Source organism: Paenibacillus sp. NPDC058174 (assembly GCF_042883865.1).
Taxonomy (GTDB): Bacteria; Bacillota; Bacilli; order Paenibacillales; family Paenibacillaceae; genus Pristimantibacillus.
Window position 1 is genome coordinate 1,347,093 of the sequence record NZ_JBHVUY010000001.1, and the last position, 20,029, is coordinate 1,367,121.

Consider the following 20,029-nt stretch of genomic DNA (forward strand, 5'->3'; position numbering starts at 1 on the left):
TAGAGATGAAATGTATTTATTGCGATAACATAAAACAAATAAAAGGGAAGAATTATAAGTGCTACATATGCAACATTATCAAAGTTCGTTGACATAATGATATTCAATTAGCTGAATATTCCCCTACAATAAAGGACACCTTAATAGATGAAAAAAAGAGATACTATAAAAATAAAATATGAGAAGGAGTTAGACTAAATTGGGTATTCTTAGCGGCAATCCTAAAAACGAACCATTGCACTACGGTGAAATTTTCAGTATATGGACGACTTCGACATTAGCAAGAGGTTCAGTCTCCTGTTACCAAGCTTATTTAAATCATACAGGAGACAAAGATTTGAAGAAAATTTTGGAGGCATTAATTGATCAAGCTAGGCTAGAAATAAAAGAGTGTGATGCCTTGCTGACCGACAATGGCATTTCTCCAGCTCCTATACTGCCTGATAGACCACCAGTAAAACTCGAAGACATTCCCGTTGGCGCCCGATTCACTGACCCGGAAATAGCTGCAAAAATCGCTTCGGATACTTCTTTAGGTCTAGTTGCTTGCAGTCAGGTAATGGGACAATCAATTAGAGAGGATGTTGGCGCATTATATGCCAAATATCACTTGACCAATGCCGCATTGGGTTTGAAAATTCTTCAATTGATCAAAGAAAAAGGATGGCTCATACCACCTCCATTACAAATTAAGCGTCCGGAAAGTGTTAATGTGTAAAATCGTTTACACTTAAAAATCCGCAAAAAAGCAGTGACCCATAGGCCACTGCTTTTTTTACTGCTATGCTTCTGACCATATCTAATCTTGAATTCTTGGTTTATCCGCCTGACAGTTTGGATTCGGAACTAAGTCCAATTCGGCCAATTTACCTAAAAAATAACATTCTTCTCTATACATATGGTCCGGCATTAACGGACTTATCCGATCTAATACTTCAGCCGTTAATTCCATCTCTTCAAGTTCATTCAAGAATCCCATGAACAGCTTCATCTCAATATTAACTTCCTTGTGCAATCGACGGAATGCAGGAAAATCCTTAAGATTGGTTCTCATATAACCAGCCATCTCAATGCTTTTTAAATACAAGTCTTGAAAATGCTTCTCGAAATGGTTACTTCGATTCAGCAATGATTTCTCTACCATATCCAGATCACTTGCAATCGCTGCGGCATGGCCGGCAGCATCGGGCAACCAAAGAAAATCATGATGCAAAGCATCAAAAACAGGAACGGGTCTCCCAGCAACCAGTTCGGTCAAAATACGCAGATACTCTTCCAGCTCATTCACCATATGATTGATAAATGTTGGTGTTAGTCCGATCTTAACTTTCCCGAGAATGGCTCTGCTAAGTAAATCCAGCTTAAACTTTCTAAATTCAACAGTCAGCTCGTAAGCTTGTTTATTTAGATTGCTGATCTCCGCTTCTGAGCTTACACTTCGAGCCTGTTCTAATAGCTGATCGAAAGCTGGAATATAATAAGCTGCGATTTGAATATCTTGCTTTTCAGATGGCGAAAGGGTGTTATAAATAAACCTGGCATGATCCCCTAAAATCTGCAGCCAAAATCGATTCTCAAATAATGCAGCTTGACTCAAACTCAGATCCCTCCTTTAGGATTGTCGCTAAGGAAAGGTATGACAAAATTCATTTAGTTAGTACTTACAAATCATATCTAGGCCCAAGAGTGCCTAAGGATAAAAAACGAAGTACCGGAGCCTACATCGGGAAGTCTGATGCCGATTTGCTAAGTACTTTATTCCACAAAAAACCAGATGAGTGGTCAGCGCTCATGATGAGCAATACAGTTTGTGGATAGGAATGGAGAGTCCTATCCACAAACTGTATCCTTACTTGTACTTATTGCTTATTTGCCGAAATAACTGACTTATTTGGAAACTCCTTCGATGATAAAGCTCCGGTATGCCGCTCCTTTTAGTCGATGTTTCACTGCTTCTTGATAAGAAGGGCTGTAATAAAAAGCTCTGGCCTCCTCGAAGCTCGGAAACTCCAGTATAGCAGCTCCTTCAATTGGCGGACCTTCAATTACTTCATGTGTACCGTACGCTGCTAGAGGCTTCACTGGATGTCCAGCTAGACTAGGGGGTGCGAGTTTAGCATAAATATCTAATTCTTCAGGGTCATTTATTTTATCTCTTACAAAAACGATGTATGCTGACATGTATCGACAGCTCCTTTTTATTTTATTCATAACACTCAACCAGAATTTTCTGTATATCCACGCAGTCAAAAGTGCAGTATCAAATTATTACTCTCTTCAGATAAGCTCGTCACACCGATTCATTAGATCCGCAAGCGTATAGTCCGATAAGAACGCAATCGTGTTACCTTCGATCTCCTGCATGAGTTCCACCAATATGACTTCGGCTTTCTTGCTTGATTCCCCGCCGTTTATTGTACTTTCCATCTCTGCAGCATCTAGTTTCATCGCAACATACACGTCGGCAAGAGCTAATTTATTGGGCTGCACTTTCAACAGGTATCCCCCGTCTCGCCCCTCTTTTGCTTCAACGATTCCGGCTTGCACCAGCCTTTTCATTACTTTACGTAAAACAGTGGCATGCAAATTAACTTCATAGGCAATGGAGGCACTTGGTACAACACATTTTCTTTGCCCAAGCCAAAAGAGAGCATGTAAAGCAATACAGAAACGCGTTAGTCCGATTTGGCTAGCCCGATTGTTCGAATTCATTGTTATGTTCTCCAAATCCTCTACGGTTAGTTAGGATGATTAGGAACATTTTAAGCTTTACCAGCCTGTGCGTCCAATTTATAATTTTCATAAAATCTATTACTAATATTCATATAAGAGCAGACAATCATGGAACTTAGTCAAAGAATAACCTATCTCCCGCTGTCATGACTCTCGCTAACATCTAGCCTTTCTTATACATTTCGTCGTGGACTTCAACAATTGAAGGATCTTCAAGTTGAACTTGTATATTTTTAACCTTGTGACAACCTACAGAAAATGGCTGCCCTCCGATTAGTCTGCAACGAAGCAGCTTCGCAAATTAGCGAAAAGAACTTCGTCACAGGAGGCAATGCGGATCGTTACGGTAGCGGAGCGAAGCGAATTTCGCAATTGGCGAACCAAGGTTCATGAAAAGCGAAGATTACTTCGCTAATTGAACTACATGCTGATGTTTTTAAAAATATAGCGAATTTGGCTTCTTAATATAGCGAATCAGCTTCGCTGTAGACATTAAACAGCGCCTTTCCGTCTAATAATTTCCGCATCAATTGGCACTGATAATGAATGTCCTGTAACTAACAAGGTTCCAGAACGTTCATTAAATTGTGCCCTATTCATTATGGCTCATGCCGACTTGGATAAGAAAATTCACCTTACATTTAATTTAATTTAATTTCTTTTTCCTGGGCACTATAACTCTGATGTTCACACTTAAATTAAGAGGAGCTGAAATTAATGGGCATTTTAAGCGGTAATCCAAAAGATGAGCCTATGCATTACGGCGAAATTTCTAATGTATTTATGGCCTCATCAGCAGCTAAAGGCGCAATCTCGTGCTACCAAGCATATTTGAACCACTCCGGCGATAAAGATTTGAAAAAAATTTTGGAGGACCTTATCGATCAAGCCCAGACAGAAAGTAAAGAGCTTGATGCTTTGCTGATTAACAATGGAATCACTCCAGCTCCTACTATGCCAGAAAGACCAACTGTTAAGCTCGAAGATATTCCTGCTGGTGCAAGATTTACTGATCCTGAGATCGCTATCAAAATTGCCACAGACACATCTATGGGCATCGTTGCATGCAGCCAAGCTATGGGTCAATCGATCAGAATAGATATCGGTGCACTGTTTGCTAAATATCATCTCGCCAAGGCAGCTCAAGGCGTTAAAATACTGGAAATGCTTAAAGAAAAAGGATGGCTCATCTTCCCCCCGCTTCAAGTAAAACGGCCGGAGACAGCCAAAGTATAGGTTAGAGCAGATCGTATGTTGTTAAGCGGCGTTGGCGGGACCCTGCAAGAGCAATTCCACCCAATCAAAGTGGCGTCCCGACCACGCCTCATCTTCAATAACTCCAGCTTACGGCTTCCGGATTACCGTTTTGCAACCTGCACGCTGGCCCCTAGATTCCTCAATTGATCTTCTTTTGAAAATTCCAAATCCGACAAATTAACATAGTATAACTTGGGCTCAAGTTCCTCTCCTGTGTCGGGGTGACTATATTTCATTGTAATTAAGAGATTGTCATTTGTATTTCTCGCAATGTTAATCAGGTAATACCTTTCGTCATCCGCATTAAACGTCGTTTTTCTTAATGTGCCGTCTGCGTAATTTAGTAGATATAAGTTATTGTTTTTGCTAAACGATTGATAAAATAAACCCGAAAATCTCAGGAGAATCAGTAGAATTGGATGGAATCGCTGACACGTCAACAGAACGCAGTAAGTTCATATCATAGTCGTAAACATCTAGATACAGCCCTAATTTCCGTCAGATTCCATTTTCAACCGCAATAATGAAACTGTTTGTTCATCATAAGTTATCTGTCTTATAGCTTCTCCTATATTTTCCTGCTTATTCGAATTATCCATCAAATTGGAGTGCGGGCCGAACGGCAGGTTGTTTAACCTGGATTAGTGAAATTTACATCAGAGGTGTTATTTTATCCAAAAAAAACCACTCCATAGGAGTGATCGGCGATCATATTGAGTGCTATAGATTTAAAACTATTTATTCCATTTATATATATATATATATATTCAATTTCCAAAAACCAGTGTAGGCCCCCCGATGTAGTAACCGCCGGCTTCTGTTGTCAACAAACAACAATTTTCACCATATCGTACTCTAATATGTCTGGCAGAATTCGCACGCAGCTTAACTTTAGTAAGCTGCCCGTCTTGCCACTCCATACTCACTTCGAAACCTCCAGCAGCACATATTCCGTGGACATGACCGTTATCCCAAGCGCTCGGGAGCGCAGGCAGGAGCAGCAGTGTATCAGTATCCCCGTCCTCAGCGGGAATCGTCTGTAGAAGCATTTCGCAAATTGCGGAAGTTAAGCCGGTGTTTCCATCGAGTTCCCAGGTATTACCCCACATTTCAAGCGCTTTGCCCATTGTAGACGTAAGGTTAGGCTCAACAGTTCGGTTAAAAGTATTAAGAAGCATTTCATACGCATTCTCACCATCCAGAAGACGGGCATAGTAGCTGATGAAAAAGGCCATCGTCCAGGATGAAAGCTCACAGTCTGCATATCTGCGCTGAAGTGTAACGTGAATTGCCTGTGCAAGCTCTAAGTCCCTTTCAGGAATAATTTGCTGGAACGGATACAGTCCAAGCAGATGTGACGTATGTCTGTGCCCCGAATCTGCCTCTTCAAAATCAGAATACCATTCCTGTATCTGCCCATTCTTACCTACGCGATAGGGAGGAAGTTTTATAAGTTGATCTTGTATTTTCAACAGAACGTCATGATCTATCGGGTTCTCTTGATCGTCAACCAAAGGTGCCGCCTGTAGGACGATGTTAAAAATTTCTCTTATCATGAGAATATCACAGGTGTTGGACACTGACAGACAATATGCTTTGCCATCATAAATAAAATGATTTTCAGGAGAATATGCCGGTCCTGACATAGCATAACCAGATTTTTCATCATAAAACAAGTAATCTGACGCGAACCGGGCTGCTTCGAATAGAATCGGAAATGCATCCTCCTTTAAAAATTTCTCATCCTGAGTGTATCGGTAATGTTCCCACAAAAGCGTTGCCGTCCAAAGGCCTCCAAACGCCCACACCCCCCAATTATATGACCAGCCTAACGCCGTATAACCCCACGCATTAGAAACGACATGAGCCACGAAACCATTCGCGCCATACGTTTTGTCCGCAGTGACCCGCCCCTTGGGCACGACGATGTCACGGAGCCAACGAAAAACCGGCGTTGAGCATTCACTCAAATTGCACGGATTGGCCAGCCAATATTGCATTTGCAAGTTCATATCGATGTGCATGTCCTGAGCGCAATCGGCACGCGCGTATATATTGTCATTCCAGATTCCGCCCATATGTGTAGGTAATGGTGAATCTTCACGGGAGCTTGCGATGAGCAAATAGCGTCCATAATTAAACAAAGTAGAGATAAGACCTAAGTCCCTGCTTCCGTCAACCAATCTTTTTAGTCGGTTGTCTGTTGTTAGATAAGAAAGATCCTCATCTTCCAAGTGAAATTCCATACGGCTGTATAACGATGTATGGTCAGCGATGTGTTGGGTCTTAAGGGTCTCATACCCCATGGCATAGGCTGCGTTTAGTCTAGCTTTGCACTCGGTTTCAGGCGTGGCTGTAAACATGGTTGTCGCCATATCCAAATAGATTTCAACATAAGTAGCTGCGGTCACCGAAGCTCTATCGTTAAACTTTAGAAGGCCGTCCGATTTCAGACGTATGCTCCCAGTCAAGTGAACACCCGTCTTACCGTCGCTGTGAAGCTCTTCAAATGCGTCCCCGGAAATGGTGTAGTTATCTCCAGAAAATCCAGTTATTTTCACATTATTTTCTATTCCTTCAAGGCATATTTCAAGATCAAAGACCGCTCCATTTGCATAATAACGGGTTACAAAAATCCCAGCAGGATTGGAGACGAACGTCTCTCTAGTGTGCAATGTACCAGCTAAGGTGAACTCAGTAATCGCAAGACCTGATCTGAAGTTGAGTTGCCTTCGATAATCGCTAAATATCCTATTCGTTTGAGTTAAAGAGCCAGCTAGATTGATGTGGAGATGTCCTATGGGCAGACTTGTTCCATAATTCCCTTTGTTGCCAATGAAGTGATGACCCAGTCTGTCGGCCTCGTCGTATTCCCCGGCTAGAAGAAGTTTGCGCAACTGATCAGACAATTCCTGCATGCCTTCACGGTCATCGTTCTCCGAGGCGCTGCCTGACCAGAATGTGGATTCGTCGATCTGTATGATCTCGTTGTAAACGCCTCCAAAAACCATCGCTCCTATGCGTCCATTGCCAACAGGTAGACTTTCATGGAGATTAGTTGCTGGAGTTTTGTACCAAAGAATATCATTCATAATGTCCTTCCTTTCAGATGTGAAGTAGCATTCTTGACGATATTTGATTTAAATCAACCATTCGATCACTTGACAAAATAACTTGACAAATGTATAATACAAAAAAATGAGAAATAGGCGGGGTTTACATGGCAAGACATCGTAAAAGCGTCTCAATGCAGACTATCGCAGACGAACTCAACATCTCCAAAAATGCTGTATCGCTAGCACTCTCTGGGAAAGCCGGCGTCAGCGAAGATGTACGCAAGCTCGTCGTGGCCACCGCTGAGCGGATGGGCTACTTGGCCGCCAAATCGTCCGCAAAGAATGAAATGTATATTCTATTTGTGGTTGATGAGTTCATACAGTTTCACGACGGTTTTTATTATCCGATATTTTCCGAAGTGATGAACTATGCGCATCAGCAGGGTTATCAAGTACTTATTTCAGGAGTTACGAGAGAGATGCAAAAAGACCTTGCTTTGCCAAATATTATTTATGAGTTTCCAGTTTGCGGTGTTTTGTCAATGGGGTTGCTAAACGATGCTTACTTGCAGAAAATTATGGATTTAAACTTTCCACTGGTGATGCTTGTAAATCAAGTTATGAATATAGAGACAGATTTTGTATTGTCCGACAATGTCCAAGGCGCTTTTCAAATTGTAAACCATTTGATCTCAATGGGACATCGTAAAATAGGCTACATTTCATATCTGTACAGCTACCGCAGCTTTTATCAGCGGTGGCAGGGCTATCAGATTGCCATGCACACCGCTGGGTTGCCAATTGTACCTGAACATTCGATAGTTACGGAAATCAACTACAGTCCCACTATACACCCCGGCGACAGCCGTCCGTTGACCAGTGATGAGATAAGTGCCTTCGTAGACAAAATGCTAACTCTAGAAAACGGACCAACGGCATGGTTATGTGGAAATGACGCATTAGCAGTCTCGCTGATTAATGAATGCCAACGACGCAATATATCCGTTCCTGATGAAATTTCTTTTGCAGGCTTTGACGGAACAGAACATGCTTCTATCGTGCGACCAACATTGACAACAATGGATACAAAACGCGATGTCTTAAGTCGTCAAGCAGTGGATTTGTTGATTAAACATATCAACCATCCTGAGCAATGGCATCCGGTCACAGTATCCGTTATATGTGAATTAGTACAAGGGGACTCCGTGAAAGACCTGCAACAGAATTAAAAACGCTTTAACACTTGTATCAAAACTCCGAAATTTGGATGATCACTTTTAGAGTCTTGTCCTTCTCCAATCGGCAGAGGTCCAAGCCCCTCCCGACCTGATCTAGAGGCAGTCGATGAGAAATAATAGATGAGAGTCCAAGCAGTCCGGCTTCCGCTTTCTCAACACACCAACGAATCGCATGACGCGCGGTTTCATGACCTGAGAAATCAGGGCTGAGAAGTCCTGCCTTTGTCAACTCAGACAAACGATCATTCCAATCAAACGGTGTTATGCCATAAGGAATGACTCGAGCACCTTTTTTACCCATAGCTGTCATTAGGGAAACAACATCGCCTCCCGTGGCGTCGATGATGATGTCCGCCCCGCCTTCCAGTGACTCATGAAGGTGATCGAGGTACCCTTCCGCGTTCACGTCAATAACAGCATCTGCCCCTAGCGACTTTGCTGTGTTGATCCGAAGTTCTCCACGTCCCGCACATACCACTCGGCGCGCATTCATGAGTAAAGCTAAGCGCGTGTAAATTAGTCCAGCCGGTCCTAGTCCGATAACTAACACTGTGCTGTCTTGATTAATGTACTGTTCTCCATTAGCGGAGAACAGCAGCCTAGCACTGCCGATGACCATCTCCATCATCGCGGCAGTGTCGTCTTCAACGGCATCGTTAATCTTGCTCACGGTTGAATCGGCGGTATCCAGAATCAAATACTCGGCAAACGCACCGCCCTCCACAGTCCAATAGACCACTCGGTCGCCAACCTTTAGTTCATTTACCTCTTCGCCTGCTTCGACTATAACACCGCTACATTCGTGACCAAGCACAAACGGAAACGACTTAAACGGCCAGTTCTTTTCCGGATGATCTGTTGCATAAATTTTATTGTCAGTGGTGTTACAAATCGCGCCAGAAATGACTCTAATTTTAATTTCAGTAGGTTTTGCAATCGATGGTTCTGCAATCTCAGCGATTTCTACTAAACAGTTACCTTTAACTATGGCTGCTATCAATGGCCATCTCTCCTTTACTCAATGCTTGTAATCAAGCATGGTCCGTTGACCGCCTTGCTTGGCGCTTCGGTGCATCGCTGCAATAATCGCATCCGTACGATAGCCATCTATAACAGTAGATGCAGCTGGATCATATTTACCGGTTTTTACACTTTCCACGAATGCATGCAGTTCTTTTTTCCACTGCTCGTTGCACTCCAGATAGATAGTTTCTGGTCCAGGTGCGTGCTGCCGCCACTCTTTAACCTGGAGAGACTCATACCCTTGCCATGTCGGATTTTCGCATTTAATATAGCCTCGCGAGCCAATAACCTCCACCGTTTCATTCCAGCCATCGCGGAATACGGAGAAATCAGGCCCCATATTCGGAACGTCCACTCTTCCTATACGCATGTCTACTTCAACGCCGTCAGTCATTTCAAGCTTCGCACTAATATAGTATTCTCCGCCGCTGTGTACATCGTATCGCATTTTAGCTGTAACTGCTGTTACATCGCCGAACATATAGCGCATGAGATCGATATGGTGGCTTCCGTTATGTGTTAATGCAGCCCCCCCTGTTTTCTCGACGACCCCGTACCAGCTTCCTGGCTCACCTTTCTGCGGATTCGGATCCGGCTCTGGCGAACTGAAATAAATGCTGAAGGTCGCAAAGCTCGGCGTTCCTATGTTTTCCAGCGCGGATTTCACTCGCTGAAATCCAGGATTAAACCGTTTCATGTATCCCGTTTGAAAAAAGACGCCTTCCTGTTTGACAAGTGCAGCGAGTTTGTCTGCGTCTTCCTCGCGCGTACACATAGGCTTCTCGCAGAGAATGTTCTTGTAGCCCATGTTAATCGCGGCTATACACGCCTCATAATGCATGAAGTTCGGCAAAGCGACGATAATCGCATCTACTTGGCCTTTCTCCGCTTGCAGCAATTCGTGATAATCCGAATAGTACCTTGCACCGTACTTTGTGCAAGCTTCCGTTGCCTGTTCCTTATCTGTGGAAGCGATCGCGACGATCTGGGCGTCGGCGTCTGTCAGTCCGAAGTAATGACATTCGGTAATGATTCCTGATCCAAGCATTGCTAATTTGATCAATTTTATTCCTCCTATTATTTCATCTAATTTACTTTACGAAATAATTGACAAAACAATTGACAAAACTTCATTTCTTACTTGTTATTATAATAATCTACTTTACATTTGTAAAGTAAAAAAGTTTCCCCCTATTACTAAAGTTAAAAGATTAATTTATTGAGCCAGAGGAGACGATGTTTCTCTATGTACCTTAACTTGCCGAACATATAAAGTTCCTGTCCAACCAATTACAAACTTCAGTTCTCTCGGGTTAACTACGTATACGGACATATCCAATCAGCACATGATTTACTTATTCATCCAGGAGGCAGGATTCCCGTCAATCCAATATTTTCTGCATTTGAAATGAAAAAATCCTGTCAGCCAGCTACTTTTTATCGGAACGTGTGCTTTCAGTCAAATGACCACATTCAACGAAAATACATCAGAGGTGTTGTTTATCCAAAAAAAACCACTCCAAAGGAGTGGTCAGCGCTCATGATGAGCGCTATAGATTTGGATAGGAGTGGAGAGTCCTATCCTGAAACTGTATCTATAAATAATTTAAAGTAACTTCAGCATTCTTCATCTGATCTGTAGCAACTTGCAAGCAGCTGCTACTACTCCGAGAAGTCGTATGATGTGACTCTTGCCCAACTCCACATGAGGGAACACATACTATCTCTCCAACATTGAAACTGTTGAACGATGGAATGCAGATTCAGATAATCATTGCAACAGACCCTTTTTCCAATCTATTCAGATTCCAAAACGATAAAGATCAACGATTTTACGCAAGATACAAAAAAATCCGGCTCATTGGCCGGATTGAATATTCTAGTTTGCAAAAGATTGAGCCAACAAGTCCTGTAATTCCTCAAGTGTTGTCCCGAGCTTATAGTTAAACACACCGGAAGAGTCTTTGACTTCAGACTCCTCTAAAGGCAAGTTTTCGTATAGTAAGGCGATTTCAAGCATTGAGCCCTTTTTCATTATATGAATACCTTTGGTTGTAGGTACGATTAGGTAGGACTCATAATCCTTTGATGACGTACTATGAAAAACGACTAGATTCCCTTTACGTGTCAGATACCCTAATTTTTCAGGGTAGTTCATTTTTGAGCCGCAGGGCAATTTATAAGATATATTTGTTGACAATCGATTACACCCTCTTAGTAAGTTATAAATTCCAAATTAATTTCTAGATTCTCGTAAATCTCCTCAACTGCTTTATGTATAAGTAGACTGATTCCACCAAACATCTCCGCAACCAAATACGCTAAAATAATCAGCTGTTGCAGCTTTGGTGTACAGTTTCATCTAGTCACCTCTCTCACTCTTGGATGCGAAACCAGGATAATTGTATCATGGATTTTATTACGGTATCTAGGAGATTCGACGTGAATTCAGCAAAAAAAGAGCCTGTTATCTTTTAAAAGAATGAATGATTTCTACAATTTCATATTGTTGTGTTTCAATAGCTCTTTCCAGCGGGCTGCCATTGTATGACCGCATTTTGCCCTTAAATTTAACGGGGGTAGTAAAGTTGACACCTGCTCCAAGCAACAGCTTCACTATTTCTTTGTAACCTAACCCGCAAATCCAAAATAACAATTCGGACTTCGGGGTTGTTTGACTCTCATAATCCGCTCCATTTTCGAGTAAGTATGCAGCGATTTCCACATTATTTCTCCAGCAGGCCCATTTAAACGCTGCAGAAGTATATTTCTGATCGATTCCATTTTCGATAAGCGTTTTTGCCGCTTCCAGATTTCCTCCATTCAGATTTGTTGTGAAATCAAGAAGCGAGCTTTTGAGACTATCCAGTTGGTTGATATCAATTCCTTGCGATAATAGTAATTCAATCATTTTTTTACTTCCGCGTTCACATGCAAAATGTATCGGTTGCAGATTGTTCGGCCCTTTCGAATGGACATCGGCCCCTGCTTCAATTAAATAACGAGTTACTTCAAAGTGATTGTTACTAATGGCAATGGATAAGGGCGATTGTCTGCCGACATCCTTCATTTCTTTATCCGCCCCTGCTTCGATTAGCAGCTTCACGATATCCAAATTCCCTACTCTGCACGCGATTTGCAAGGGGGTTCCATTTACCGGATTCGAATAATCCGTTAGTTTTTTATTTAGGCTATTCGCTTTCGCGTTCATTACATACTCTCGTACCCGATCCACATTTTGGTTATAACAAGCATGATGCAAGGTTTCATTATTAGTGGTTTCTGTCATCTGTAGTTGTTCCCCCTTAATTACCTAAGCCGGATTCGATCGCTGTCAGCTTATCCACTAGCTGCTCCCTTGCAACCGCTGTAAAGCTCAGCACACCTCCCCTGTCTACGATAGCTCCCTGTTTAATTCGTTCATCCAGCCAGCCAGAAACAAAATCCGGTGCGTAGCCCCCAGTGCTAAAGCCTTGCGCAAAAGCGATCATCTTTTCATACTCCGCTAAATAGTGCGCTCGCGTCACTTCCGGGTTTGACCCGGTGTACAACCAGAACTGAATATCATACATCAGCATCGACAACTCGTCCGCATGAAAAGCGAAATAGCCTTTGTCCTCTACGATCCGGGTACAAATATTGCGAATGACCGCTTCAATCCGATCTATTCCGCCGGCTTTCTCGCATAAAGATTGCAATAAAGAAGAGAATTGCGCATGCTCCACCTTGTCCAAATCATCGAGCTTGTCCTGCTCCGAGGTGTCGAATACTTCCTCATTGACCAGTCCAGTTATAAAGGTCGCAAAGTTAGGCGCAAGGAAGGTAACCCAATAACCAGCCTCTTGATCCACATGTACAACTGCAGGCTCGCCGTCCCGGCCGCATACACGATAATCCAGCATAATGACATCATGCCCTGCTGACGGACAATCACACAGGACAACCCCAATATCTGGATAGCCCCATTCTTCTTGCATAAAACGGCTGCCCAAACTGCCGCCCAGGCTATAATCTTTCTCGCGCCCGATTCCCATAATACCCGTAATGGCTACATGGTCCTCCGCCCAGGAGGTCGAAACAGCAGTCGGAAAACAAGTATTGACCGGTACGCCGCCATTCTGCTGCTGCATCAGCCAAATATAGTCTGCCGGAAGCTTGTATCCCAGTTCCTCTTCAATAGAAACAATCATCTCGGCAGTAGGCGGTGCCTCTACATAACTTTTGTCTGCATAATCGCTGGTTTCCCAGAACTGACTGAAGTCGCGCTCGCGAAAAGGAACACGGGCGATCTCCTTGACCGCCACAGCTTGTCTCTCCATAAAATCGCGGCATGCCTCTATGTACTGATCCACATCTGCATCGCCAGGCTCCAAACGATCAAACTGCTCGAATGCGGACAGCGCCTTTTCCCATTGGTGCAGGTAAAAATAAGAATAGCCGATGCGCCAATTCCATGTTGCATCCTGTCTTCCTTGATGTTCTACTGACAGCAGCTGCTGCAACGCTTCCATGTAGCGCCCTAAGTTGTTAAGTGCTCGGCCATAATGCCCCACTATTTCGTAATCCCGCTCCGATTCTGGCAGCTGCTCGACCGCTTCAACAATTTTGTCGTGCTGATCGTCAGCATACCAGCTTTGCAGCGTGTCCAATCTTTCTTTTGACATTTCGTCACTTCCTTATTTCAATTTTCAAGCTTGAAGCGTTTACCCGCCACGGCACACCACGTACAAACGCAGCGAACCGTCATCAAGTCATCCATATTCTTCAAACCCTATTTTATTTCAATAATTGTGACTTGGAAATGAGATATTCTACATTAAGTTAACTAGCATTTTATCGCAATGTCAAAAAGCATGCTTTTTAAAGCATTCGGTCAGCGCTCATGATAAGCGCTATAGATTGGATAGGAGTGGAGAGTCCTATCCTGAAACTGTATTCCTTCCCATTAGAAACTGGATGAGCTTCTTTAGCTGCTATACATCCATGGATAACTTTTTCATTAATCCTTTTTTCAAATTATTAATATGAAGAATTTTACCTTCTCCAGTAATCAGTAGTTGATATGCAATCAGCGAGAGCCTTGAGAATCGGCGCTCGCTGATTGCTTAGCTTATGGTACGGCCACTCGTTTTAACACTTGGAATTACGCTTACGTCTCGACGAGCTTGCAATTCATTTCTTCGCGGCGTTTGCGCGAGTAGGAAATACGGAAGAATGTAGCGGCAATTGCAGCACCTAAAATGACAATTGTTGCACCAATCCAATTGATAGAACTGAGTGATACCTGTTCAACAACAACACCCCCAAGTGCAGCACCTGCAGCCATACTGAGCTGAATCACGGAAGTATTCAGACTTAGCATAATACCAGAAGCCTCTGGAACAAGCGATATTAAATGAAACTGTTGGGTAGGACCAGTAGACCACGCTGAGAAAGACCATAACATCAGCAACGGGAATACAATGTATGGTGATTGTCCAGCCCACGATAGCAGCAAAAGCGCAATACTATGAAACAGCAAACCGCTGACTAATGTGCGGGGAGCTCCCCATCTATCGGTACTGTAGCCTCCGAATTTTGAGCCAAACAAGCTGGCGATACCGAAAGCGAAAAGGCCGATACTTACACCTTGCTCGCTTAATTTATTTATAGTTAGCAAGTAGGGAGAAATATAGGTGTAGACAACCGAATAACCACCAAACCACATAAAGGTGACAGCAAGTGCGATCGCAATTTTGGGCTGCTTCAGCAACGCGAGTTGTTTGCGAATAGGAACAGGCGCCTCACCATTAGAACGGGGAATGGTAAATACGATAATCAACATTGAAAGCAATCCCAGCAGACCGATGACGCCGAAAATCAGCTTCCAATCATAGACCGAAGCGACAACTCTTCCAAGAGGAACACCGATAATTAAGGAGATACTGAAGCCCATTATAAGGGTTGCAATCGCGCCTCCTTGTTTGCCAGGCGCAGCAATCTGAGCGGCAACTGTCAATGAGGTTACGACAAATACACCGGTACTAATCGCGAGAACAATACGTGATACGAGCAAGAATGTAAAGCCGGGTAACGCGACGGCAATTAGATTGCCTACCGCAAATACAGTAAGTGCATAAAGCAGAAGCTTGCGTTTCTCCATACGTGCGGTGACTGCCATGAGGATCGGTGTACCGATGGCATAAGCCAGTGAAAAAACGGTAATCAGCTGACCGGCTGCCGACACGGATACACCTAAATCTGCAGCCACCTTATCCAAAATTCCTGCAATAATAAATTCAGATGTCCCAACAAGAAAGCAGATCATAGCCAGCATATAAATTTTCAATGTATTCGACATATAAGTAAAACTCCTCTCTCCACTAAAAAATATTATTTCTATATTTCTAAAATTATAGAATCATAGTCAAAAAAATTACTCTAACAAACAAATATAGCGCATCTTTTGTCCCATTTCGTGGTTTAAACTCTGTTACTTCGGCCACTGATTACAGTTTGAACTCGATAGAAGAGCAGCACAAATTAACCCTTAATAAGGAGCAGGGCAATTTTTGATTCTCTGAGTTCTCCGAGTGCTTTGTAAACTTTAAATAGTTGACTCAAGTTCGCACTTTTTTCTGTCATTGAAAATTCATCATGTGTTGGACATACAAGCCAAGCTCCTCTCTCCACTACAAAGTGTTTCGATATTTCTAAACCCATAGAAATACAACAGAAAAAAATTACTCCAGCAAATAAGGCGCATATTTATGTGCTATTTCCCCACTGATTCCAGCTTGAATCCGATATTCGAGCAACACAAATTACCTCCTCAGTAATGAGTAGTGCAATTTTGATTCTCGTGGGCTCTCCAAGCGCTTTGTATACTTAAACAGCTTGAGTCACGTTCGCACTTTTCTGCCATCGTACATACACCTTTTTCCAAATTGAGTTATTTCTATGTGTGTGGAAGTAATGTATCACACCTTTTTTGGAATGTAAATAGTGAAAAAATGTTGTCGCTTATAAAAGTTGTCTCCCATTTCAAAACCAATAAGAAAACATTAGTCGATTAACAAAATCAAATCTAAACAACGTTCCGTATTTATATTCAAGAGACCCCTACTGAAATTCTGATCACATATTTATCTGGATTTTCTTCTGCGAGATGATTCATTATTTCCACTTCATATACATCCCCACTTATAATCAGCCCCTTTTCTTTGATGAATTGTTTTATTTTCGAATAGGTGCTGGACTTCGTTTCACATGATCCTTTGTGATCCATTACGACGTAAGTGCCTTTAGGTTTTACCACTACCTTGTTTCCATCTATCGGATCAATCAGTTTATTGGCTATGAATTTTGGAAAGTAATTACTAGCTATAAAGTTATCTTTATTTATAATCGACCACAATGAAAATTCATTCATAATAATATTTTTCTCGCAATAATCCCGATGCTCACTTAGTCTCTTAGCATATTCATGATCGTTACTTTGATCACCCACTGCCGTCGTTATAAAATAATACGCTTCACATATCTCTATCACTGGAGTGTCCCTCGAATCATTCTTCACTTTCTCCAGCATTTCGACTGCACTCCTGAGAAAATTTTGCATACGTTTTATTTTTAGCTGCTCAACTTCAAGCTCGCACTGCTTCTGTTGAACAAGATTTACAAACTTCTCTGTATTGTGATCTTCAAAAAATTGTTTGATTTCTTCAAGGGAACTTCCGGCTTTTTTGAGTACGTTGATAATATCCAAAGTGAAACACTGCTTAGTGGTGTAATAACGATAACCCTTGCCATTAATAAACTCAGGTTTTAGTAGTCCAATCTCATCATAGTGAAAAAGGGTGTGCTTCGTAACTCCGCATATTTTGGCCATCTCATTAGTTGTAAAAAACTGGGGTTGCATATTTGACATAACTCATCACTCCTTGATTTCTATTGTACCGCTTTAAATTCAGTCTTGACTATAGGGTTACCCTATAGTTTACATTCGAAATACAACATAAAAATCATGTGGGGGAACAACAAGCATGTCTACTTTTAAACGCTGGATGATACTGGTTATCGTTTCCAGTGCACTAATATTAATCGTAATGGATATGACCATTCTTTATACTGCTTTACCTAACCTGGTATATGATTTGGGTGCATCAGCATCGGAGAAGCTATGGATTTTGAATGGATATTCACTTGTCATGGCTGGTCTGCTACCTGCTATGGGTACACTAGGTGACCGTTTAGGCTATAGAAAGATATTCATACTGGGCTTGATTGTATTTTGCTTGGCTTCTTTAATAGCTGCATTTTCCCCCACACCTGGTATTCTGGTAGCATCACGTGTGCTGCTTGCCGTAGGAGCCTCCATGATGATGCCGGCAACTCTATCTATTATCAGAGTAACCTTTACAGAAGCACGCGAGCTAGGATTGGCTCTCGGTATTTGGGGCTCTGTATCAGCCGGAGGCGCTGGACTAGGCCCGGTCTTAGGCGGACTCCTTTTGGAACGATACTGGTGGGGCTCTGCATTTTTGGTTAATGTCCCTATCGTTTTAATAGCACTTGCATTAACACTTATTTACATTCCGAAGCATAACGGTAACAAAGATAAAAAGTGGGACTTGTTAAGCTCCATTCAAATCATGATAGCCTTAGTGACGATTGTATATGCCATTAAAGAAATTACACGGCGTGGCGGTTCAACTATATTGGCAGTTATCGCTGCAATTATTGGGATCATCGCATTTATCATTTTCATACGACGTCAGCGAAAATTATCTGATCCGCTTATCGATCTGTCGCTGTTCAAGTCCTCCCCATTTACTGTTGGATTTATTACAGCGGTCATGAGTTCATTTACATTAATCGGAATCCAATATTTAATTACGCAGAAGCTCCAATTGGTTGATAGACTAAGTCCGCTACAGGCTGGAATTTTTATACTAGGTATGCCTATTGCATCTTTAATTACTGGCCCAATAGCAGGCATGATGATGCATCGATTTAATGTTCTGCACATTAAAATCACAGCGTTATTGATCGCAGCTTTCGGAATAGGAATATATCTTGCTCATTTAGAATCAAGTATTGCCGGACAGATGATTGGTTTAACCTTTATTGGAGCAGGCCTAGGAGCAACAACAGTGACATCTTCTCACTCGATAATGAACGCTGCCCCGTCACAAAAAGCAGGTATGGCTGCTTCTATAGAAGAAGTCGCTTTTGAAATAGGCGGGGCTTCGGGTATCGCAATTATAGGAAGTCTATCCGGCTTTATTTATACTCTAGCTATGAAGATTCCTAACGAGCTGAACGTTACGCATAAAGTGAGAGATAGTTTGGATGAAGCTTTAATTGTATCAGAATCGTTGCCTGCAAACGTCTCTGAAATATTAAAAGAAGCCGGCCGGAATGCTTTTAATGAATCCTTTTTTATAGTCGTGACAGGAGTAGCTATATTTCTTGCGGTTACATCAATAGTGATTTACCGGCTCGGCAATTATTCTATTCATACACATACAAAGAATTCGAAAAGAGAAGTTTAGGGCACGCTGTACAGAACTTCAATGTCAAACAAGCAATAAATCTATATTGCTGCAAGGGGATAGGCTGGTTGCATGAATAGGAACAGTGACCGCATCTTAAGTTTCACTGTATTTTTTTGAGACGCCGATTATTCTCCCGTTTCGACCACAAATATAAACCTGTAATCGGAAATACTTCTTAGATGCTCCTGTATTGTAGATAATCTAAAAACCGCTTGACCGCCAGTGATACGGATTTCCTATCTTTCATAGCCAAGCCGATCTGACGGTAAGCCGGTATTTCAAGCTCTTTCACTACAATTCGGTAGGGAATACGCTTCAAAATAAGCTCCGGTAAAATACTAATACCTAAACCGCTTTCCACCATCGACATAATGGCATAATCGTCCCACGTCGTAAACTGTACCTTTGGAGTAATATGATATTGCTCAAATATTTCCGATATTTCAGCCTTTGCACCTTTTTCCATGAGCATAAATGGCTCATCGCCTAATTGTTTGAAAGGAAAACGATCACAATCTGCAAACGGGTGATTTTCAGGCAAGATTACAAGCAGCTTGTCTTTATCCAAATAAATTGTATCCAGTTTAGTTTGTGCGGGAAGCCGGAGAAACCCGCAATCCACACGTCCTTCCCAAATCCAACTCTCAATTTCCGTATAGTCGCCAAGCAATAGCTCATAATCAATGTTCGGATATTTTTTTTGAAATTCTTTGATGATATTCGGCAGCCAATGGGTAGCTACACTTGAAAATGTCCCAATTCGAATTAATCCTGATTGGAGTCCATGTAAATCTTCAATTTGCGTATGCAGCTTCTGATACTCATTACACACACTTTTGACGTAAGGAAGTACCTTCATCCCCTCAGAGGTCAGACTTACTCCAGAGCGTCCGCGTACAAGGAGCGATACTCTCCATTCCGCTTCTAAATCGCTAATCATTCGGCTAATTCCCGATTGTGAATAATTTAATACCTCCGCCGCTTTGGTAAAGCTTCCGTGCTCTACTGTATGAACTAGTGCTAAATATTTCTGGATATTCTTTTCCATATTATGCCCACCTTTAACTATCTGGTTTTCTCATCATATTCATGATAAACATTCGCTTTTGTAATAATAAATAGGATGATACACTAAAACGCAATTGAGCTCAATTGTAAAGAAAAACTGTATGTAACAGATTTC

At 42.1% G+C, this 20,029-nt stretch carries 16 protein-coding genes and 1 pseudogene; 4 read left to right on the forward strand and 13 right to left on the reverse strand.

Annotated elements, in window-relative coordinates:
- Positions 1 to 199 precede the first annotated feature (199 nt).
- Positions 200 to 718 carry a DUF3231 family protein gene (locus ACFVVF_RS06035; RefSeq protein ID WP_387806351.1) on the forward strand — a complete coding sequence of 173 codons (519 nt, stop codon included), beginning with the start codon at positions 200 to 202 and terminating at the stop codon, positions 716 to 718.
- 81 nt (positions 719 to 799) lie between these two features.
- Here the strand turns inward: ACFVVF_RS06035 and ACFVVF_RS06040 are convergent, their stop codons facing one another.
- From ACFVVF_RS06040 to ACFVVF_RS06050, 3 genes are all read right to left on the reverse strand, one after another.
- Entirely contained in the window at positions 800 to 1,597 is a 798-nt protein-coding gene (locus ACFVVF_RS06040; RefSeq protein WP_387806353.1) for a DUF2935 domain-containing protein, read from the reverse strand.
- Between the two features lie 290 nt (positions 1,598 to 1,887).
- Positions 1,888 to 2,181 (reverse strand): DUF1330 domain-containing protein, encoded by a 294-nt coding sequence (locus tag ACFVVF_RS06045; RefSeq protein ID WP_387806355.1) that lies wholly within the window; start codon positions 2,179 to 2,181, stop codon positions 1,888 to 1,890.
- A 96-nt stretch (positions 2,182 to 2,277) separates the two neighbouring features.
- A complete protein-coding gene (locus ACFVVF_RS06050) occupies positions 2,278 to 2,712 on the reverse strand; it encodes an RrF2 family transcriptional regulator (RefSeq protein ID WP_387806357.1) in 435 nt (144 codons plus the stop codon).
- A gap of 738 nt (positions 2,713 to 3,450) precedes the next feature.
- Between ACFVVF_RS06050 and ACFVVF_RS06055 the strand changes: the two genes are divergently transcribed.
- Positions 3,451 to 3,969: a DUF3231 family protein gene (locus ACFVVF_RS06055; RefSeq protein ID WP_387806358.1), complete on the forward strand. Its 519-nt coding sequence runs from the start codon at positions 3,451 to 3,453 to the stop codon at positions 3,967 to 3,969.
- 788 nt (positions 3,970 to 4,757) lie between these two features.
- Here the strand turns inward: ACFVVF_RS06055 and ACFVVF_RS06060 are convergent.
- On the reverse strand, positions 4,758 to 7,082 hold the full coding sequence (locus tag ACFVVF_RS06060; protein ID WP_387806360.1) for a glycoside hydrolase family 95 protein: 2,325 nt from the start codon (positions 7,080 to 7,082) through the stop codon (positions 4,758 to 4,760).
- Positions 7,083 to 7,210: 128 nt separating this feature from the next.
- On the opposite strand from ACFVVF_RS06060, the gene ACFVVF_RS06065 reads away from it, so the two are divergent.
- Positions 7,211 to 8,275: a LacI family DNA-binding transcriptional regulator gene (locus ACFVVF_RS06065; protein WP_387806361.1), complete on the forward strand. Its 1,065-nt coding sequence runs from the start codon at positions 7,211 to 7,213 to the stop codon at positions 8,273 to 8,275.
- A 19-nt stretch (positions 8,276 to 8,294) separates the two neighbouring features.
- On the opposite strand, the gene ACFVVF_RS06070 is transcribed toward ACFVVF_RS06065, so the two are convergent.
- The 8 genes and pseudogenes from ACFVVF_RS06070 to ACFVVF_RS06105 form a co-directional block, all read right to left on the reverse strand.
- Positions 8,295 to 9,284, reverse strand: coding sequence for a zinc-dependent alcohol dehydrogenase (locus tag ACFVVF_RS06070; protein ID WP_387806363.1), 990 nt, complete (start codon positions 9,282 to 9,284; stop codon positions 8,295 to 8,297).
- 18 nt (positions 9,285 to 9,302) lie between these two features.
- On the reverse strand, positions 9,303 to 10,370 hold the full coding sequence (locus tag ACFVVF_RS06075; RefSeq protein WP_387806365.1) for a Gfo/Idh/MocA family protein: 1,068 nt from the start codon (positions 10,368 to 10,370) through the stop codon (positions 9,303 to 9,305).
- Positions 10,371 to 11,186: 816 nt separating this feature from the next.
- Positions 11,187 to 11,507, reverse strand: coding sequence for a hypothetical protein (locus ACFVVF_RS06080; protein WP_387806367.1), 321 nt, complete (start codon positions 11,505 to 11,507; stop codon positions 11,187 to 11,189).
- A gap of 267 nt (positions 11,508 to 11,774) precedes the next feature.
- Positions 11,775 to 12,596, reverse strand: coding sequence for an ankyrin repeat domain-containing protein (locus ACFVVF_RS06085; RefSeq protein ID WP_387806369.1), 822 nt, complete (start codon positions 12,594 to 12,596; stop codon positions 11,775 to 11,777).
- A gap of 16 nt (positions 12,597 to 12,612) precedes the next feature.
- Positions 12,613 to 13,971, reverse strand: a complete 1,359-nt coding sequence (locus ACFVVF_RS06090; protein WP_387806371.1) for an SMI1/KNR4 family protein — start codon at positions 13,969 to 13,971, stop codon at positions 12,613 to 12,615.
- A 485-nt stretch (positions 13,972 to 14,456) separates the two neighbouring features.
- A complete protein-coding gene (locus ACFVVF_RS06095; RefSeq protein WP_387806373.1) occupies positions 14,457 to 15,647 on the reverse strand; it encodes an MFS transporter in 1,191 nt (396 codons plus the stop codon).
- A gap of 423 nt (positions 15,648 to 16,070) precedes the next feature.
- Positions 16,071 to 16,174 (reverse strand): annotated as a pseudogene (locus ACFVVF_RS06100) (transcriptional regulator); the annotation flags it as partial.
- Between the two features lie 223 nt (positions 16,175 to 16,397).
- Complete coding sequence (locus tag ACFVVF_RS06105) at positions 16,398 to 17,216, reverse strand: MerR family transcriptional regulator (protein ID WP_387806375.1); 819 nt, start codon at positions 17,214 to 17,216, stop codon at positions 16,398 to 16,400.
- A 115-nt stretch (positions 17,217 to 17,331) separates the two neighbouring features.
- Between ACFVVF_RS06105 and ACFVVF_RS06110 the strand changes: the two genes are divergently transcribed.
- Complete coding sequence (locus tag ACFVVF_RS06110) at positions 17,332 to 18,843, forward strand: MFS transporter (protein ID WP_387806377.1); 1,512 nt, start codon at positions 17,332 to 17,334, stop codon at positions 18,841 to 18,843.
- A 178-nt stretch (positions 18,844 to 19,021) separates the two neighbouring features.
- Here the strand turns inward: ACFVVF_RS06110 and ACFVVF_RS06115 are convergent, their stop codons facing one another.
- Entirely contained in the window at positions 19,022 to 19,894 is an 873-nt protein-coding gene (locus ACFVVF_RS06115) for a LysR family transcriptional regulator (RefSeq protein WP_387806379.1), read from the reverse strand.
- Positions 19,895 to 20,029 lie beyond the last annotated feature (135 nt).

What these genes read in the sequence shown, in the direction of transcription:
- ACFVVF_RS06110 (WP_387806377.1), top strand. Translation starts at nt 17,332, where the DNA reads ATGTCTACTTTTAAACGCTGGATGATACTGGTTATCGTTTCCAGTGCA.
- ACFVVF_RS06045 (WP_387806355.1), bottom strand. Translation starts at nt 2,181, where the DNA reads ATGTCAGCATACATCGTTTTTGTAAGAGATAAAATAAATGACCCTGAA.
- ACFVVF_RS06060 (WP_387806360.1), bottom strand. Translation starts at nt 7,082, where the DNA reads ATGAATGATATTCTTTGGTACAAAACTCCAGCAACTAATCTCCATGAA.
- ACFVVF_RS06085 (WP_387806369.1), bottom strand. Translation starts at nt 12,596, where the DNA reads ATGACAGAAACCACTAATAATGAAACCTTGCATCATGCTTGTTATAAC.
- ACFVVF_RS06095 (WP_387806373.1), bottom strand. Translation starts at nt 15,647, where the DNA reads ATGTCGAATACATTGAAAATTTATATGCTGGCTATGATCTGCTTTCTT.
- ACFVVF_RS06115 (WP_387806379.1), bottom strand. Translation starts at nt 19,894, where the DNA reads ATGGAAAAGAATATCCAGAAATATTTAGCACTAGTTCATACAGTAGAG.
- ACFVVF_RS06090 (WP_387806371.1), bottom strand. Translation starts at nt 13,971, where the DNA reads ATGTCAAAAGAAAGATTGGACACGCTGCAAAGCTGGTATGCTGACGAT.
- ACFVVF_RS06055 (WP_387806358.1), top strand. Translation starts at nt 3,451, where the DNA reads ATGGGCATTTTAAGCGGTAATCCAAAAGATGAGCCTATGCATTACGGC.
- ACFVVF_RS06065 (WP_387806361.1), top strand. Translation starts at nt 7,211, where the DNA reads ATGGCAAGACATCGTAAAAGCGTCTCAATGCAGACTATCGCAGACGAA.
- ACFVVF_RS06105 (WP_387806375.1), bottom strand. Translation starts at nt 17,216, where the DNA reads ATGTCAAATATGCAACCCCAGTTTTTTACAACTAATGAGATGGCCAAA.
- ACFVVF_RS06050 (WP_387806357.1), bottom strand. Translation starts at nt 2,712, where the DNA reads ATGAATTCGAACAATCGGGCTAGCCAAATCGGACTAACGCGTTTCTGT.